Origin of the sequence: Actinopolymorpha rutila (assembly GCF_013407855.1) — a bacterium.
In the GTDB taxonomy this organism is placed as follows: Bacteria; Actinomycetota; Actinomycetes; order Propionibacteriales; family Actinopolymorphaceae; genus Actinopolymorpha; species Actinopolymorpha rutila.
This window is the reverse complement of record NZ_JACBZH010000001.1, coordinates 3,109,122-3,124,330: the sequence shown is the minus strand read 5'-3', so window position 1 is coordinate 3,124,330 and position 15,209 is coordinate 3,109,122. Positions and strand designations below refer to the sequence as shown.

Annotated in this window: 17 protein-coding genes; 8 read left to right on the top strand and 9 right to left on the bottom strand. The window is 72.6% G+C overall.

All coding sequences use genetic code 11. From position 1 onward, the window contains the following. Positions 1-47: 47 nt before the first annotated feature. Together F4554_RS13905 and F4554_RS13900 are read right to left on the bottom strand one after the other, a co-directional pair. Entirely contained in the window at positions 48-458 is a 411-nt protein-coding gene (locus tag F4554_RS13905) for a hypothetical protein (RefSeq protein WP_179787771.1), read from the bottom strand. A 51-nt stretch (positions 459-509) separates the two neighbouring features. Then, positions 510-1,418: an arginase family protein gene (locus F4554_RS13900; protein WP_179787770.1), complete on the bottom strand. Its 909-nt coding sequence runs from the start codon at positions 1,416-1,418 to the stop codon at positions 510-512. A 110-nt stretch (positions 1,419-1,528) separates the two neighbouring features. On the opposite strand from F4554_RS13900, the gene F4554_RS13895 reads away from it, so the two are divergent. Both F4554_RS13895 and F4554_RS13890 read left to right on the top strand, forming a co-directional pair. Beyond that, the gene (locus tag F4554_RS13895; protein WP_337796030.1) at positions 1,529-2,479 is read left to right on the top strand and encodes a spermidine synthase; all 951 of its coding nucleotides are present in this window, start codon (positions 1,529-1,531) and stop codon (positions 2,477-2,479) included. Next, entirely contained in the window at positions 2,476-2,958 is a 483-nt protein-coding gene (locus tag F4554_RS13890) for a GNAT family N-acetyltransferase (protein WP_179787769.1), read from the top strand. Before F4554_RS13895 ends, F4554_RS13890 begins: the two co-directional genes overlap by 4 nt. A 23-nt stretch (positions 2,959-2,981) precedes the next feature. Here F4554_RS13890 and F4554_RS13885 read toward each other — a convergent pair whose 3' ends face one another. The 3 genes from F4554_RS13885 to F4554_RS13875 form a co-directional block, all read right to left on the bottom strand. Beyond that, on the bottom strand, positions 2,982-3,281 hold the full coding sequence (locus F4554_RS13885) for a thiamine-binding protein (RefSeq protein ID WP_092655575.1): 300 nt from the start codon (positions 3,279-3,281) through the stop codon (positions 2,982-2,984). Positions 3,282-3,286: 5 nt separating this feature from the next. Continuing rightward, complete coding sequence (gene tesB / locus F4554_RS13880) at positions 3,287-4,159, bottom strand: acyl-CoA thioesterase II (RefSeq protein ID WP_179787768.1); 873 nt, start codon at positions 4,157-4,159, stop codon at positions 3,287-3,289. A gap of 112 nt (positions 4,160-4,271) precedes the next feature. Then, positions 4,272-4,967: a FadR/GntR family transcriptional regulator gene (locus F4554_RS13875; RefSeq protein WP_179787767.1), complete on the bottom strand. Its 696-nt coding sequence runs from the start codon at positions 4,965-4,967 to the stop codon at positions 4,272-4,274. 90 nt (positions 4,968-5,057) lie between these two features. On the opposite strand from F4554_RS13875, the gene F4554_RS13870 reads away from it, so the two are divergent. Together F4554_RS13870 and F4554_RS13865 are read left to right on the top strand one after the other, a co-directional pair. Continuing rightward, positions 5,058-6,047 carry a dihydrodipicolinate synthase family protein gene (locus tag F4554_RS13870; RefSeq protein WP_337796029.1) on the top strand — a complete coding sequence of 330 codons (990 nt, stop codon included), beginning with the start codon at positions 5,058-5,060 and terminating at the stop codon, positions 6,045-6,047. Between the two features lie 26 nt (positions 6,048-6,073). Beyond that, positions 6,074-7,258: an exo-alpha-sialidase gene (locus tag F4554_RS13865; protein ID WP_179787766.1), complete on the top strand. Its 1,185-nt coding sequence runs from the start codon at positions 6,074-6,076 to the stop codon at positions 7,256-7,258. A 39-nt stretch (positions 7,259-7,297) separates the two neighbouring features. On the opposite strand, the gene F4554_RS13860 is transcribed toward F4554_RS13865, so the two are convergent. Together F4554_RS13860 and F4554_RS13855 are read right to left on the bottom strand one after the other, a co-directional pair. Next, the gene (locus tag F4554_RS13860) at positions 7,298-8,128 is read right to left on the bottom strand and encodes a phytanoyl-CoA dioxygenase family protein (RefSeq protein ID WP_179787764.1); all 831 of its coding nucleotides are present in this window, start codon (positions 8,126-8,128) and stop codon (positions 7,298-7,300) included. A 125-nt stretch (positions 8,129-8,253) separates the two neighbouring features. Further along, positions 8,254-9,144 (bottom strand): helix-turn-helix transcriptional regulator, encoded by an 891-nt coding sequence (locus F4554_RS13855; protein ID WP_179787763.1) that lies wholly within the window; start codon positions 9,142-9,144, stop codon positions 8,254-8,256. A gap of 93 nt (positions 9,145-9,237) precedes the next feature. On the opposite strand from F4554_RS13855, the gene F4554_RS13850 reads away from it, so the two are divergent. Beyond that, positions 9,238-9,450, top strand: a complete 213-nt coding sequence (locus F4554_RS13850) for a DUF2277 domain-containing protein (protein WP_179787762.1) — start codon at positions 9,238-9,240, stop codon at positions 9,448-9,450. Positions 9,451-9,478: 28 nt separating this feature from the next. Here F4554_RS13850 and rbsK read toward each other — a convergent pair whose 3' ends face one another. Beyond that, positions 9,479-10,483 carry a ribokinase gene (gene rbsK, locus F4554_RS13845; RefSeq protein ID WP_179787761.1) on the bottom strand — a complete coding sequence of 335 codons (1,005 nt, stop codon included), beginning with the start codon at positions 10,481-10,483 and terminating at the stop codon, positions 9,479-9,481. A 146-nt stretch (positions 10,484-10,629) separates the two neighbouring features. On the opposite strand from rbsK, the gene F4554_RS13840 reads away from it, so the two are divergent. Beyond that, complete coding sequence (locus tag F4554_RS13840; RefSeq protein WP_179787760.1) at positions 10,630-11,574, top strand: phytanoyl-CoA dioxygenase family protein; 945 nt, start codon at positions 10,630-10,632, stop codon at positions 11,572-11,574. A gap of 75 nt (positions 11,575-11,649) precedes the next feature. Here the strand turns inward: F4554_RS13840 and F4554_RS13835 are convergent, their stop codons facing one another. Beyond that, entirely contained in the window at positions 11,650-12,318 is a 669-nt protein-coding gene (locus F4554_RS13835; RefSeq protein WP_337796028.1) for an EcsC family protein, read from the bottom strand. A 159-nt stretch (positions 12,319-12,477) separates the two neighbouring features. Here F4554_RS13835 and F4554_RS13830 point away from each other — a divergent pair, with 159 nt between their 5' ends. Then, on the top strand, positions 12,478-13,428 hold the full coding sequence (locus F4554_RS13830) for an oxidoreductase (RefSeq protein ID WP_179787759.1): 951 nt from the start codon (positions 12,478-12,480) through the stop codon (positions 13,426-13,428). A 67-nt stretch (positions 13,429-13,495) separates the two neighbouring features. Continuing rightward, entirely contained in the window at positions 13,496-15,208 is a 1,713-nt protein-coding gene (locus F4554_RS13825) for a glycoside hydrolase family 10-like protein (RefSeq protein ID WP_337796027.1), read from the top strand. The last annotated feature ends 1 nt before the right edge of the window (position 15,209 follow it).

Here is a 15,209-nt window from a genome sequence, read left to right as displayed (position 1 = left end):
ACGGGCCGGCCGGCAGCGGGTGTCGGCGCGTTGCGAGCCGCCGGGTGTCAGCCGCGCCGGCGCGGAAGCAGTTTGCGTACGGCGTCCGGCACGCGTACGGGCAGCCCGGTGGGCAGTCGCTTCGCCGGCTCCTCACCCGGCCGGACTCGTTGGTTCAGGTCGGCGTGCTCGAGGAGCTCGGGCAGCGGCCGGTCGACGCCCGGATAGGCAGCGATCGGAGCATCTCTCGCGAACACCACCCACACCTGCTCGCCCCGGTGGAAGACCCGGAGCACCGAGCCGTCGACGACGGTTCCGGCGTGCCGCAGGGCCTGCCGGCGGTTGCCCTGGCGGGCGAGCGCGTTGGTGACGGCGCGCTGGGCGGGTTCGCGTCCGTGCTTGACCGCCTCGTAGGCCAGCGGGCCGTACTTCACGGCGTAGTTGATCACGGTCCTGCTGAACTTTCCCTTGCCGGCCACGTGGCCCACCTCCGCTGATCGGCTACCGGCAGTGTCCCACGGCGGACGGTTTCAGTCCTGTGCCTGCACCCGGCCCGCGAGCGCCTCCACCATCGTCTCGGTGAACCTGGCGGCGAGGGTGCCGCCGGGGTCGAGATCGGGGTCGAAGACCGTGACGTCCAGGCCGCGACAGCGCGGGTCGGCCAGCATGGGACCGAGCAGCGCGGCAAGCTCTGCGTGCTCCAGCCCGCCCGGGCAGGGCGAGTCGACCGCCGGCATCACCAACGGGTCGAGAACGTCGGCGTCGACGTGCACCCAGAAACCGTCGAGTTCGCGCAGGTAGCGCACCGTCTGGCTGGCGATCCGGCGGGCGCCCTCGGCCCGGATGGCGAGGGCGGTCCGGACCGGCACCCCGAGGTCGGCCAGCTCGCCGAGGTGGACGTCATTGTCGCGGATCCCGAGCACCACGGCGTCCCGGTCGCGGACGTACGGCGCCAGGCCGTCGATGTCGGCCAGGTCGTCCTGCCCCCGCCCGGTCACCAGCGCGAGGTCCTCTCCCGCGGCGGTTCCCACGTAGTCCGCGTCGCCGCCCAGGTGGCGGAAGTCGGAGTGGCCGTCGACGAACACCAGGCCGTGCCGGCCGTGCCGGCGCAGGGCGAGCGCGGGACCCAGCAGGATGCTGCAGTCGCCGCCGAGCACGACGAGGAAGTCGCCGTCGGCCAGGCGTACGCTCACCCGGTCGGCCAGGCGGCGGGTGAAGTCGGCGATGGCCGCGGCGTTGATCACTCCGTCACCGGGCTCCCAGCCCGCGGCGTCGTAACGCGGGGGAACGACACAACCGACGTCGGTGGCGCGGCTGCGGGCCACCAGGCCGTTGTCGCGCAGGGCTCCGGCCAGCTTGTAGCAGCCGGGAACGACACCGGGTGCGGGCATCGCCAGACCGAGGTTGGACGGCGCGTCCAGGACGCAGATCCTGCCCATGGCGCGATCGTAACCGTCCGGCGGCGCTGTCAAGGTCGGCTTGCGTTCGAACACCGGCGCCTGTCGCGGCCCGCTCCAGCGAGCCGCCGACCGGCGTGCGAGGCTGAGGTGTGCCCGACCGCCGACCACCCGCCCGGACCCGGCGTGCCACCAACCGCGGCCCGGCCGGTTCCGCCCAGCCCGCCGTCCCCGCAGGGACCCACCCCATCGACACCGGCGAGGTCATCCTCACCGCCGACCCGGGCGACCCGGGTGGTTGGTTCGTGATCGTCAACGGCGTCCCGAGCTCCTACGTCCATCTCGGCGATCCGACCCGGCTGGACTTCGAGTACGTCCGCTGGACCGGCGACATCCTCGACCACCTGCCGCCGGGGCCCCTGCGGGTCGCCCACCTCGGCGGGGCCGGCTGCACCCTCGCCCGCTACGTCACCGCCACCAGGCCCGGTTCGCGGCAGGTGGTGTTCGAGATCGACGGCGCTCTGGTCGACCTGGTGCGGGAGGGCTTCGGGCTGGTACGCGACCGCGGCATCCGGGTGCGCACCGGCGACGCCCGGGCAGGCCTTGCGTCCCTGCGGGACGGCTCCCAGGACGTGGTGATCCGGGACGCGTTCACCGGCAACCGGGTGCCCGGCCACCTGACCACGCTGGAGTTCGCGTACGAGCTGGTGAGGGTGCTGGAACCTTCGGGGGTGTACGTCGCCAACGTCGCCGACCGCACCGAGCAACGGCACGCCCGCGCCGAGGCGGCCACCCTGCGGGAGGTGTTCGCACACGTGGCGCTGATCGCCGAGCCGTCGCAGTTGCGCGGCCGCAGGTACGGCAACGTGCTGTTGCTGGCCTCCAACGGCGAGCTGCCGCTGGACGGACTCACCCGTCGGCTGGCCTCCGGCGCGGTCCGGGCCCGGCTGGTGCTGCCGGACCGGGTGGCCGAACTCGTGGCCGGTCTGCGGCCGCTGCGCGACCCGTCCGAGCCGGTCGAACGCGACGAACCCGACGACGCCGGGGACAGCGACGCCGAGGGCGAGCAGGCACAACGACGTACGGAGGGCCGGCCGGCATGACGCCACCAGACGTTCGGTTGCGTACCGTCGAGGACGCCGACCTGCCGTTCTTCTTCGCCCACCTGCAGGACCCCGAAGCCATCCAGATGGCGGCGTTCACCCCGGCCGACCCCAGTGACCGCGACGGGTTCGAAGCTCGCTGGCAGCGCATCCGGACCCACCCGACCGGCACTGTGCGGACGGTCCTCGCCGACGGGCAGGTCGCGGGGCACGTGGCGAGCTTCGACTACGCCGGCAACACCGAGGTCACGTACTGGCTCGGCCGCGAGCACTGGGGCCGCGGTGTCGCGACCCGCGCGCTGCGGGAGTTCCTGGCCGAGGTGACGATCCGGCCTCTGCACGCCCGCGCGGTGCAGGACAACGCCGCCTCGCTGCAGGTGCTGGAGCGGTGCGGGTTCCGCGTGTGCGGGCAGGACCGGGGATTCGCCAACGGCCGGGCAGCGGAGGTCGCGGAGTACGTCCTGGTGCTCGACGCGTAGCCCGCGCGTAGCGTAGGTTCGGGTCAGTCGGCGAGCAGTCGCTCGACGCGTTCGACCTTGCCGGTGAGCTCGCCGGTGTGGCCGGGACGGATGTCGGCCTTGAGGACCAGGCCGACCCGCGGCGAGGTCGCGGCCACCACGTCGACCGCCCGCTTGACCACCGCCATCACCTCGTCCCACTCCCCCTCGATGTTGGTGAACATCGCGTTGGTCTCGTTCGGCAGCCCGGACTCGCGGACGACCCGGACGGCCTCGGCGACCGCCTCGCTCACGCTGCCGTCGTCGGCTCCGCTGGTGGGACTGATGCTGAAGGCCACAATCATGGGTCCTACTTTTCCCTACGCGGAACCTGCCGGATCAACCCCTCCTGGACCACGGAGGCGACCAGTGATCCGTCCTGGGTGAACAACCGCCCGGTGGCCAGGCCACGGGAGTCCGCGGCCGACGGGGAGACCTGGTCGTAGAGCAGCCAGTCGTCGGCCCGGAAGTCGCGGTGGAACCAGATCGCGTGGTCCAGCGACACCGTCTGCAGGTCTGGTGCGCCGATGTGGGTGCCGTGCGGCACCAGCGTGGCGCCGAGCAGGGTGAGGTCGCTGGCGTACGCGAGCACACAACTGTGCAGCACCGGGTCGTCCGGCAGGGTGCCCGCGGCCCGCAGCCACACCCGGGCGCGGGCCGGGTGCTCGGGGTCGGCGGGTACGCCGCCACGCGCGGAGTCCCCGGCGTACCGCACGTCCAGCGCTGCCCACTCCTCCGCCCAGGCGGCGCTTGGCCGGCCGGACACCTTCTCCAGCACCTCACCCAGGGTCGGGCACCGCTCCGGGTCGGGCACGTCGGGCATGGCGTCCTGGTGCTCGTAGCCGGGCTCGGGAACATGGAAGGACGCGCTCATGTAGAAGATCGTCCGGCCGTGCTGGCGGGCCACCACCCGGCGGGTGCTGAACGACCGGCCGTCGCGGGTGCACTCGACGTCGTAGACGATCGGGACGCTGGTGTCGCCCGGGCGCAGGAAGTACGCGTGCAGCGAGTGCACCGCCCGGTCGGGTCCCATGGTCCGGCTGGCCGCCACCAGGGCCTGGCCGGCGACCTGGCCGCCGAACACTCGCTGGAGCCTGGTTTCGGGCTGCCGGCCGCGGAAGAGGTTGTCCTCGATCTTCTCGAGGTCGAGGAGGTCGCGGAGTTCGTCGAGGGATCGGGGCACGGCCACATCGTGCCAGTTGCCCGGACCGTCGCCCCACCTCGGGCGGCTGCCGAGGGCCGGCCGGTCGGACCGGAGGGCGGCGCCGGATCCGCGCTTCCACCGGCCCGTGGGGTCAGCGAGGCTCGGCGCTCGCCGTCACCAGCCGCCGGACGCGTTCGCGCAGGTCGGCGAAGTGGTTCAGCAGCGCCTGCCGGGCCTGCGCCGGGTCGCCCGAACGGAGCGCCTCCACCACCCGGCGGTGCCCCTGGACCACCCGGACCCGGTCGACCGGCGACTGTTCCAGCTCTTCGGCCACCTGGTGATAGATGTCCCAGAAGACCGAGATCAGCTGGGTGGCGAGCTCGTTGGCCACCGATGCGTACAGCACCTCGTGGAAGCGGCGGTCGGCGGCGGCGAGATCACCCTCGGCCATCGCCTCCACCGCGCGGTCCAGGGACGCGAGCCGGGCCTCGTCGACCCTGGTGGCGGCCTGCTCGATCAGGCCGAGCTCGAGGAGTTCGCGGACCTCCACCAGGTCGGCGAGTGCGCCGGGGTCGTCGCGCACGCGCAGCCGCGTACGGAACAGCAGGCCGGGCGTCACCGCGGTCAGCGGCGCGCTTCCCACGAACGTGCCGTAGCCGTGCCGGATGTCCACGATGCCCAGCGTGTGCAACGCGCGCAGGGCCTCGCGCACGGAGTTGCGGCTCGCGCCCAGCGTGTCGACCAACGCGGGTTCGGCCGGGAGCGGTGAGCCGGCCGGGAGGCCCCGCTCGAGAATCAGGTCGACGATGCGTTCCTCCAGGTGCCTGCGCCGGCCACTGTCCGCCATGGAGTACACGCCTTTCGGATCGAAACGAACCTCGGCTAGCGTAGCGCTCGGCCGTCCAGACATCCCACGTCCTATGTCCATAGGAGTCCCGTGCCCGCCCAGCCCTCACCCATCCAGTCCTCGCCTGTCCAGCCCGCCTCGATCCGGCCCGCACAGTCGGCTCGACCGGTCACGGGCGGCGTCATCCCGCCCGTGTGCACCCCGCTCACCCCCGACCGCGAACTCGACCTCTCCTCCCTCGAACGCCTCTGCGGCTTCCTGCTCGACGGCGGCGTGGCCGGCCTGTTCGTGGGCGGGTCGACCGGCGAGACGGCCTACCTCACCGACGACCGCCGCGCCCGCGTGCTGGCCGCGGTCGTGGGCATCGTCGCCGGTCAGGTCCCGGTGGTCGCCGGCACCATCGACCTGAGCACCGACCGGGTGCTCGGCCACGCCCGCACCGCGGCCCGGCTCGGCGCCGACGCTCTGGTTGCCACCGCGCCGTTCTACGCACCGACCCATCCGGCCGAGATCGCGGTCCACTTCCGGTCCGTCCGCGAGGCGGTGGACCTACCGCTGCTGGCGTACGACATCCCGAGTGCGGTGCACACCAAACTGCCCACCGACCTGGTGGCCGAACTCGCCGCGGACGGCGTACTGGCCGGGCTGAAGGACTCCAGCGGTGACGTCGACGGGTTCCGGGCCGCGTGCGCCGCCACCGCGCGGGTGCCGGGGTTCGTGGCGTTCACCGGCTCGGAGACCCACGCCGACCTCGCCCTGCTGGCCGGCGGGGCCGGCATCGTCCCCGGACTGGGCAACGTCGACCCGCACGGGTACGTCCGGCTGTACGACGCGGCCCGCCGCGGCGACTGGGCGGCCGCCACCGCGGAGCAGGAACGCCTCCGGGCGCTGTTCGCGATGATCGGTGCCGGCGACCCGGCGCGGATGGGGCGGTACTCCTCCGCGATCGGGGCGTTCAAGTCCGCACTCGTCCACCGCGGCGTGATCACCTCCGGCACCACGAGCCGGCCGATGATCGGGCTGAACGACACCGAGAGGGCCACCGTCCTCGGCCACCTCGAACGCGCCGGCCTGTGCTGACGGGGACGAACACGGTGGATGCCACGGTGTTGGAGGAAGCGACGGTGTTCGAGGCCGGGACCCACGGCTACCACACGTTCCGGATCCCGGCGCTCCTGCTCGCGGGCGACGGGACGCTGCTGGCGTTCGCCGAGGGACGGCGGGACAGTACCGGCGACGCCGGCCGGATCGACCTCGTACTCCGCCGGTCGGCCGACGGGGGCCGCACGTGGGATCCGCTGACGGTCGTCGGCACCGGCCGCGACCTCACGGTCGGAAACCCCAGCCCGGTGGTGGATCCGGCCACCGGTGACGTCGTCGTGCTCAGCACCTGCGCGGCCGCGGACGCGAGCGAGGAGCGGATCCTCGCCGGCCGGGTCGGGCCGCACGAGGGGCGCCGGGTACGCGTTCAGCGCAGCACCGACGCCGGCCGCACGTGGAGCGCACCCGTCGACGTCACCGAGACGACGAAGCGACCGGACTGGCGGTGGTACGCCACCGGACCTGGGCACGGGGTGACGCTGCGGTCGAGGCCGTTCACCGGCCGACTGGTCGTGCCCGCGAACCACTCCGCGCCCGGCACCGGCTACGGCGGGCACCTGCTGCTCAGCGACGACGGCGGCCGGTCGTGGCGGATCGGCGCGGTCGACCCCGGTAGTCCCGGCGGCTCGGCCGGTGAGGAGATCAGGCCGAACGAGACCGCCGTCGCCGAACTCCCCGACGGCAGGGTCTACGCCGCCACCCGCAACCAGGCCGGTCAGGGCACTTCCCGCGCGGCGACCCGGGCGCACGCGTGGAGTTCGTCCGGCGGGGAGGAGTTCGACCGGCCGTACGCCCCGGTGGCCGGCCTGGTCGCCCCGGTCGTGCAGTGCTCGGTGCTGGCGTGCCCGAACCCGGTCCTCGACACAGCAGGCGACGACTACGCCGACGACAACAACAACAACAGCAGCAACGACCGAACGGGCGGACGGGCGGCTTTGCTGGTGTTCGCCGGCCCGGACGACGTACGCGAGCGGCGCAACCTCACTTTGCGGGTGAGCGCCGACGCGGGCCACACCTGGGCACGCTCGCTGGTGGTGTGGCCCGGGCCGGCGGCGTACTCCGACCTCGCCGACCTCGGCAGCGGCCCCGACCGACGGCGCGGCGCCGAGGCCGGGGTGCTGCACGAGGCGGGCGAGCGGTCGGCGTACGAACGCATCAGGTTCGTCCGCGTGTCCGTCCGGGACCTGTGACGGCCCCGGTCGGCGGGACGCGCGTGGCGGTGGCGGGACTCAGCCGGTGGCGACCGGGCTGCCGGGCTTCAGATCCTCCGGGGTCAGCGCGCCCTCGCCGAACACCAGGGAGTACTCCTCGCGCCCCTTCGTGTGCTGGGTCCGCGCGTCCATGTAGCAGACGCTGAACGCCCGCCGCGGGATGTCGGTGGCGTTGACGTCGGAGGAGTGCACCAGCCAGTTGTGCAGCAGGACGGCCTCGCCGGGCTGGAGTTCGAGGTGGTGCACCTTCTCCGGCAGGCAGTGCTCCTTCGCCTGGTCCTCGGTGAGGAAGCCGGACCCGTGCTCGGGGTTGATCAGGCCGAGCTTGTGGCTGCCCGGGATCACCTGGACGCAACCGTTGGCGACCGTCGCCGGGTCGAGCGCGGTCCACACGGTGATCAGCGGGTCGCGGTCGAGGAACGCCCAGCGGTCCTGGTGCCAGGGAAGGAAGGTGCCCTGGCGGGCCGGCTTGTTCATGAACATCGCCCGGAACGCCGAGACCGGCGCGTCGCCGTAGGTCTGCCGGCAGAGCTCCTCGAACAACGGCCGCCGAAGGTACGACAGGAACAGCGGGTCGAACTCGAGGTCCTGGATCTTGCGGTAGTCCAGCGTCGCGCCCTTCCAGCCCTTGGACTGCTTGCCGGCGTCGGCATACGCGCCGTTGCGGCTGTCGAGTTGCATGAGCAGCCGGTCGTAGTCGATGGCGGCCCGGCCGAGCATGATGTCGTCGATGCGGTCGCTCAGTCCCGACAGGTCGTCGTCGGACAGGACGCGGCCGAGGACGACGTAGCCGTTCTCCTCGTAGAAGTCCCACTGCTCGGCGGTGACCGTGGTGGCCAGGTCAGTCATTGCACTCCTTGGCTTCGTTCCGGTTCTCCGGCACTGCGCTCACGCTAGGTCCGCATCACGCGGGACGGAATGGAGGCGGTGAACGCCGGGCTGGACAATCTGAACCTCGACCAGCCCCGGCCGGCTCAGCCGGAGTGGCTCACCGGGTCGAGGTGACGGCGGTACTCCGACGGGCTGCGGCCGAACCTCGCCCGGAACGCCCGGCTGAAGTAGTACGGGTCGTCGTAGCCGACCTCCCGGGCCACCGCCCTGATCGTCAGCTGCCGGTCGGTCAGCATCGCGGCGGCCCGGTCAAGCCGGAGCCGGGTGAGGTACTGCAGCGGCGTGACGCCGAGCACCCGGCCGAAGACACGGTTCAGGTGCTGCCCGCTGAACCCGAACCTGCCGGCCAGGTCGTCCAGCGTGGTCCGCCGGCCGATCCGTTCGGTGAGCTCGTCCAGCACCCAGGCCACCACCGGGTCGACCGGGCGGGGCCGCAGCAGACCGAGTTCGGCGTCGTGCACCAGAAGTTCCAGGGTGACCAGCTGCGCCCAGGCCGGCAGCGTGAGCCGGGTCAGCCGGGCGTCGCGGTCCCACTCGGCCACCGCCGAGCGCAGGTGCGCGGCCAGCCGGGTACCGGGCCGCACCGTCCGCACGCGAGGTGGGCGCAGCAGGTCGAACACGTCCTGGCCGCCGGCCAGCGTGGCCTCCACGTGCAGCGAGCCGATCACCACGTGCCGGCTCACCGGCGTGGCGTGGTGCGGCACGCCGGGTGGGACCACCAGCAGGTCACCGGCGGCCAGCGGAACGGGTTCGTCGCCGAGGACCCAGGTCACCCTGCCCTGCCGCAGGAAGATCAGGTTGTAGTCGGGCACCGTGCGCCGTACCAGCGTGTAGCCGTTGTCCCGGACCTGCCGGGAACCCATGGCTCCGACGGCCCGGATCTGCGCGTTCGCCAGTACGAAGTCCAGCAGTGGCGGGGTGACGCGCGGATCATCCGGATCGCGCGGGTCGTACGGGTCGTCGCCGGTACTCATGCCGCAACCGCCCGTCGCCGGCGGCCGGGCCAGACTCCGGCTCCGGGGGTGGTCGGTGGTTGACTGATCGGTGTCGAGTACGAGGAGAAGCCGATGTGCCGAAGCATCAAGACCCTGCGGGCGCCGTACGTCGAGACCGCCACGCCCACCGACGTGCACGCCGCCGCGCTGCAGTACGTCCGGAAGATCTCCGGGTTCCGCGCCCCGGCCGCGCACAACGCCGAGGCCTTCGACGCGGCGGTCGAGGCGGTCGCCCGGGCTACCCAGGACCTGCTGGACGGGCTGGTCGTCCGCGGCCGGGCCTGAGCCTGAGCCCGGGCCTGAGAGCTCCGGGTCACCGCCCGGACGCCTCGCCGTCAAGGGGTTCGTCGGCGCCGAACGTCCCGGCCCCGAACGTCCCGGCCCCGAACGTCCCGGCCCCGAACGTCCCGGCCCCGAACGTCTCGGCACCGAAGTCCTCGATCCGCGCCCGGGTCGGCATGGAGGTGCTCGCGCCCTCCTGCCCCACCGACAACGCGGCCGCGGCGGTCGCCCACCGCAGGGCCTGCTCCATCGGCCGGCCCTCGCCGAGTGCGACCGCCAGTGTCCCCACGAAGGTGTCGCCGGCCGCGGTGGTGTCGCGCACCCGCACCGACGGTGAGGGCACGTGCTCGCCGGCTCCGTCCCGGCGCAGCCAGCGCGCTCCTTCCGCACCGAGGGTGACCACGACCTCGGGCACCACCTCCGCCAGCGCCTGCGCGGCGGACTCCGCGTCGTCCTTTCCGGACAGCACCCGTGCCTCGGACTCGTTGGGCACCAGCAGGTCGACACACGTCAGCAGGTCCGCCGGCAACGGACGAGCCGGCGCCGGTGTCAGGACGACCTTGACACCGCGTTCCCGTGCCGCCTTCGCGCCCGCGACCACCGCGTCCAGCGGCAACTCCAACTGGAGCAACAGGAGCTGCGCACCGTTCAGCGCCTCGTCCAGTCCGGCGGCCAGCCCGTGCACCGTGCCGTTCGCGCCGGGTACGACCACGATGGAGTTGTCGCCGCCGTCCTCGACCAGGATGTGTGCGGTGCCGGTGGTCTCGGCCCCCTCCGCCAGCGCACGGGTGTCCACGCCGGCGTCGTCGAGCACCGCACGCAGCTCCCGGCCGTAGGGGTCGTCGCCGACCGACCCGACCATCGCGACGTCGGCGCCGGCGCGCGCGGCTGCGATGGCCTGGTTGGCGCCCTTGCCGCCGGGCACGGTGACGAACCGCCGCCCGGCGACCGTCTCCCCCAGCTCCGGTACGCGTTCGGCGAACACCACCAGGTCCATGTTGGCGCTGCCGAGCACACACACCCGGGCCCTGCCCATCCGGCCTCCTCGCGCGACCACAGCCGGTCGCATCGCTGCCGAGCCTTGCCGCTCGCCGTCGGTCCCCACCATTCTGGTGCTGGCACCCGCGGCGGGAAACCCGCACGTCCGGGAGTGCCCGTCTCTTGGCCAACGGAGGAGCCGGCATGGCGACCGCCTCGACCACCTCGACCCTCGCGACCGCGGAGCTACCGCCGCTGGTCGCCCAGGACCGCACCCTGCAACCGAGCCCGGACGCGCTCGGCCCGCTGCGGCGTTCCTACGACGCGGTGAACGACCCGGACGAACTCTGGCGCCGCCTGGACACCGACGGTTATCTGTACCTCCCCGGGTACCTCGACCGGGAGGAGGTGCTCGCCGCCCGGCGCGACATCGCGACCTCGCTGGCGGGCGAGGGCATCCTCGACCCCAAAGCCGACCCGATGCTCGCCGTGCCCGGTCCGGGCGAGCACAACCGCATCTTCGACGACCTGGCTACGGCGAGTAAGCCGCTGCGACGGGTGCTGTACGCGGGCGCGATGGTCCGGCTGTACGAGCGGCTGTTCGGCGAGCAGGTACGCCACTACGACTACACCTGGCTGCGGGCGGTCCGCCCGGGCCGGGGCACGGCACCGCACGGCGACAGCGTGTTCATGAACCGCGGTACGCCGAACCTGCTCACCGCGTGGGTGCCGCTCGGTGACGTCGACCTGAGACTCGGCGGGCTGATGCTGCTGGAGGGGTCGAACCGGCTGGAGAGCGTACGGCGGGACTACCACACCCGCGACGTCGACGCCTTCTGCGAGAACGACGAGGAGGCGGCCGCACTGGCACGGGAGGGACGCTGGGGCTGGAACGGCGTCTACTCCCCCGACCCGGTGGCGCTGCGCGCCGACCTCGGCCTGCGCTGGGTCACCGGGGAGTACGCCGCTGGCGACGTGGTGACGTTCCCGATGTACACGCTGCACGGGAGCCTGGACAACACCTCGACCCGGGTGCGCCTCTCGTGCGACCTGAGGTACCAACGGGCGAGCGAGCCCGCCGACCCGCGCTGGGTGGGCGCGAGCCCTACGGCACACGGAGCGGCCAGCAAGCGCGGCCTGATCTGCTGACGACTCCGCTGACAGCTCTGCCGAGAACGCTGTCGGCTCCTTCGCCGCGGACGCGGCGAAGGAGTGACCCGATCGTCAGCCGCGCTCGGCGGACTGGTCGGCGCGCAGCTCACGCGGGGCCTGCGGGAAGTGCATCCGTGCGTGTGAGGCGATCCGGTGCATCAGCATCGCGTCGAAGGCACCGCCGACGACGCCGCCCACCACCGGCACCGCGCGGCCGAGCCGGGCCAGGCTCTTCTGGCCGACCTGGGCGAACAACCGGAACGCCACCGCCTTGTTGACCATCATCAACGCCGCCGGGGACACTCCCTGCAGGGCGGCGGCGGCGATGCCGTTCATGCCGATCCCCGCCCTGGACAGCACCTTGCCCGAGTCGTTGCCGGTGAGGGTGAGGAGCACGGTCGTGCGGACCGCGTCGTGGCTGACGTCGTGGCCGCGCACCGCGGCGATCGCCGCGACCATCCGGGTGGCCACGACGTAGAAGCCCACCACGTTGGCCGAGAGCGCCACCGGAAGGGTCAGAAACCCGCCCAGACCGGTGACGAACCCGCCGGCCGCGGCGAGCCTGGTGTGCGTGGCGACGATCCGGTCGATGGCCTGCTCGGGGTCGTCGGTGGCGGCCAGCGCCCGCTCGGCGGCCTTGCTGGCCGAGGCGAGGTCGCCGCCGCCGTCGATGCCGGCCCGCATGAGGTAGCCGACCGCGACGTCGGAGGCCTTGCCGGCGGGACTGTTCCTGAGCTTCACAGGTCCCGAGTATGCCTGATCGCCGTGACATCGCCAGTCGGCCGCGACCTGGGCACCGCCGCGGGCCGCGTTGGTGGCGGTTCCTCCCCCGTTGGGTCCCCTTCGGCCGCGGTCGGCCCCGTTCGGCCGGATGTCGGTGCCGGCCGCGATGATGAGCGCATGGCTTCCCCGTCCTGGACCGCCGACCAGATACCCGACCTCACCGGCCGCACGGCCGTGGTGACCGGAGCCAACGCCGGCCTCGGCTACCACGTCGCGCTCGAGCTCGCGAGGTACGGCGCCACCGTGGTGCTGGCCTGCCGCGACCCCCGGCGCGGCGAGGCCGCGCTGGCCCGGATCCGGCGCGAGCTCGCGCGCCCCGCGGTCGAGTTGCGCCCGCTCGACCTGGGTGACCTGAGCAGCGTGCGCGGGTTCGCCGACGACGTCACCGCCGAGCACCCGGCGCTCGACCTGCTCGTCAACAACGCGGGCATCATGGCCCTCCCGCGCGCGCTCACCGCGGACGGGTTCGAGCGCCAGCTCGGCGTCAACCACCTCGGCCACTTCGCACTGACCGGCCTGCTGCTGCCCGCCCTTCGGGCCGCTCAGGAGGAGCCGCGGGTGGTCACCGTCTCCAGCCAGATGCACGCGATGGGCGCCATCGACTTCGACGACCTGATGTCCGAGCACCGGTACGGCCCATGGCGGGCCTATGGCCAGAGCAAGCTGGCCAACCTGCTGTTCACGTTCGAGTTGCAGCGCCGGGCCGACCGCGCGGGCGTGCCACTGACCAGCGTGGCCACCCATCCCGGATACGCCGCCACCAACCTGCAGAACGCCGCCGCGCAGACCCGTCGCCGGGCCTGGGTGCGGCACGCGAGCGCCGCGGTCACCCGGCTGGTCGCCCAGCCCGCCGCCCAGGGTGCGCTGACCACGTTGTACGCCGCGACGATGCCCGACGTGCGCGGTGGGGAGTTCTTCGGCCCGGACTCCTTCGGCGGCTCTCGCGGCCATCCCACCAGGGTGAAGGCCTCCGCGAAGGCATACGACCCCGAGACCGCCGCCCGGTTGTGGGAGCGGTCGGCAGAGCTCACCGACGTCGCGTTCAAGGAGCTGGATTGGTCGCCGTAAACGATAGACGCGTCACGGCACTCACCGGCACAATTCCTTCGAAACGCCGTCGCCCGAGGGGGTTCCCGTGGTCCACGAGTCCGGGTTCGCAGAGTCGTCCGCACCGTCGTTCGCTGAGTCGTCCGCAGAGGCCCGTGGTCGGCAGCCGGCGCGCGAGGTGTCCCGCCGCGGCGTCCTGGGCGTGGGCCTGTCCGCCGCGTTCGCCTCGGTGTCCGGAGGACTCGCGCTCGGCGCCTCCCCCGCCGCGGCCGCTCCGGTGACCGGAGTGACGAGCAACGCCGCCGCGAACTGCCCGGCGCCGGATCCGGCCACCCCCAAGCGGCAGTTCCGTGCCGTGTGGATCGCGAGCGTGGCCAACATCGACTGGCCCTCCCGTCCCGGGCTCAGCGTCGCCGAGCAGCAGGCGGAATACCACGCCCTGCTGGACGACGCGGAGCGCAACCGGTTCAACACGGTCGTGGTCCAGGTCAGGCCCACCGCCGACGCGTTCTGGCCGTCGCCGTACGAGCCCTGGTCCGCCTGGCTCACCGGCACGCAGGGACGCGACCCCGGCTACGACCCGCTGGAGTTCGCGGTCCGGGAGGCGCACGCGCGCAACCTGGAGTTCCACGCGTGGTTCAACCCCTACCGCGTGAGCATGGGAACCGACCCGTCCGTCCTCACCCCGGACCACCCCGCCCGGGTGCACCCGGACTGGATCGTGGCCTACGGCGCCAAGCTCTACTACAACCCCGGCATTCCGCAGGTGCGCCGCTTCGTCGAGGACGCGATCATGGACGCGGTGCGGCGGTACGACATCGACGGCGTGCACTTCGACGACTACTTCTACCCCTACCCGTCGGGGACGAAGCCGTTCGACGACGACGCGACGTACGAGCAGTACGGCGACGGCTTCCCCGACAAGGCGTCCTGGCGGCGGCACAACATCGACCTGCTGATCCAGGAGCTGGGCGCCCGGATCAAGGACGCCAAGCCGTGGGTGAAGTTCGGCATCAGCCCGTTCGCCGTCTGGCGCAACCAGGCCACCGACCCGGAGGGCTCGGCCACCACCGCGGGTGTGCAGACCTACGACGACCTCGCGGCCGACACCCGCAAGTGGGTGCGGGAGGAGTGGATCGACTACATCGTCCCGCAGGTCTACTGGAGCATCGGCTTCGCGCCGGCCGACTACGCCGTGCTGATCCCCTGGTGGTCGGAGCAGGTCGCGGGCACCAACGTCCAGCTCTTCATCGGCCAGGCCACGTACAAGGTAGGCACTTCCACGCAGTCGCCGGAGTGGTCCGATCCGAACGAGATGAGCCGGCACCTCACCTTCAACCGCGACTACCCCGAGGTGCTCGGCGACGTGTACTTCAGCGCGAAGGACGTCCGGGCCAACCGGCTCGAGCACATGAATATCGTGCTCGCCGAGCACTACACCCGGCCCGCACTGATTCCGGTGGCCGAGCAACTCGGCGGGCACGCGCCGGCCCAGCCGGTGCTGAGCGCCGCCGAGCCGGTCGCGGACGGTGTTCGGCTGAGCTGGGTGAGCCGGCCGGCCAACGGGCTGGGCGCCACGTCGTACGCCGTGTACCGGTTCGACGGACGAGTCACGGTGGGCACCTGCGACCTCGCCGACGCGCACGGCCTGGTGGCGACGGTGCGGGACACCGGATCGGGCAGGCAGACGTTCGTGGACACCTCGGCGAGCAAGGGACGGACCTACACCTACGTCGTCACCGCCCTCGACCGGATCCAGCACGAGAGCGAGCCGAGCCGCAGCCGTACCGTCCGGCGCTGAC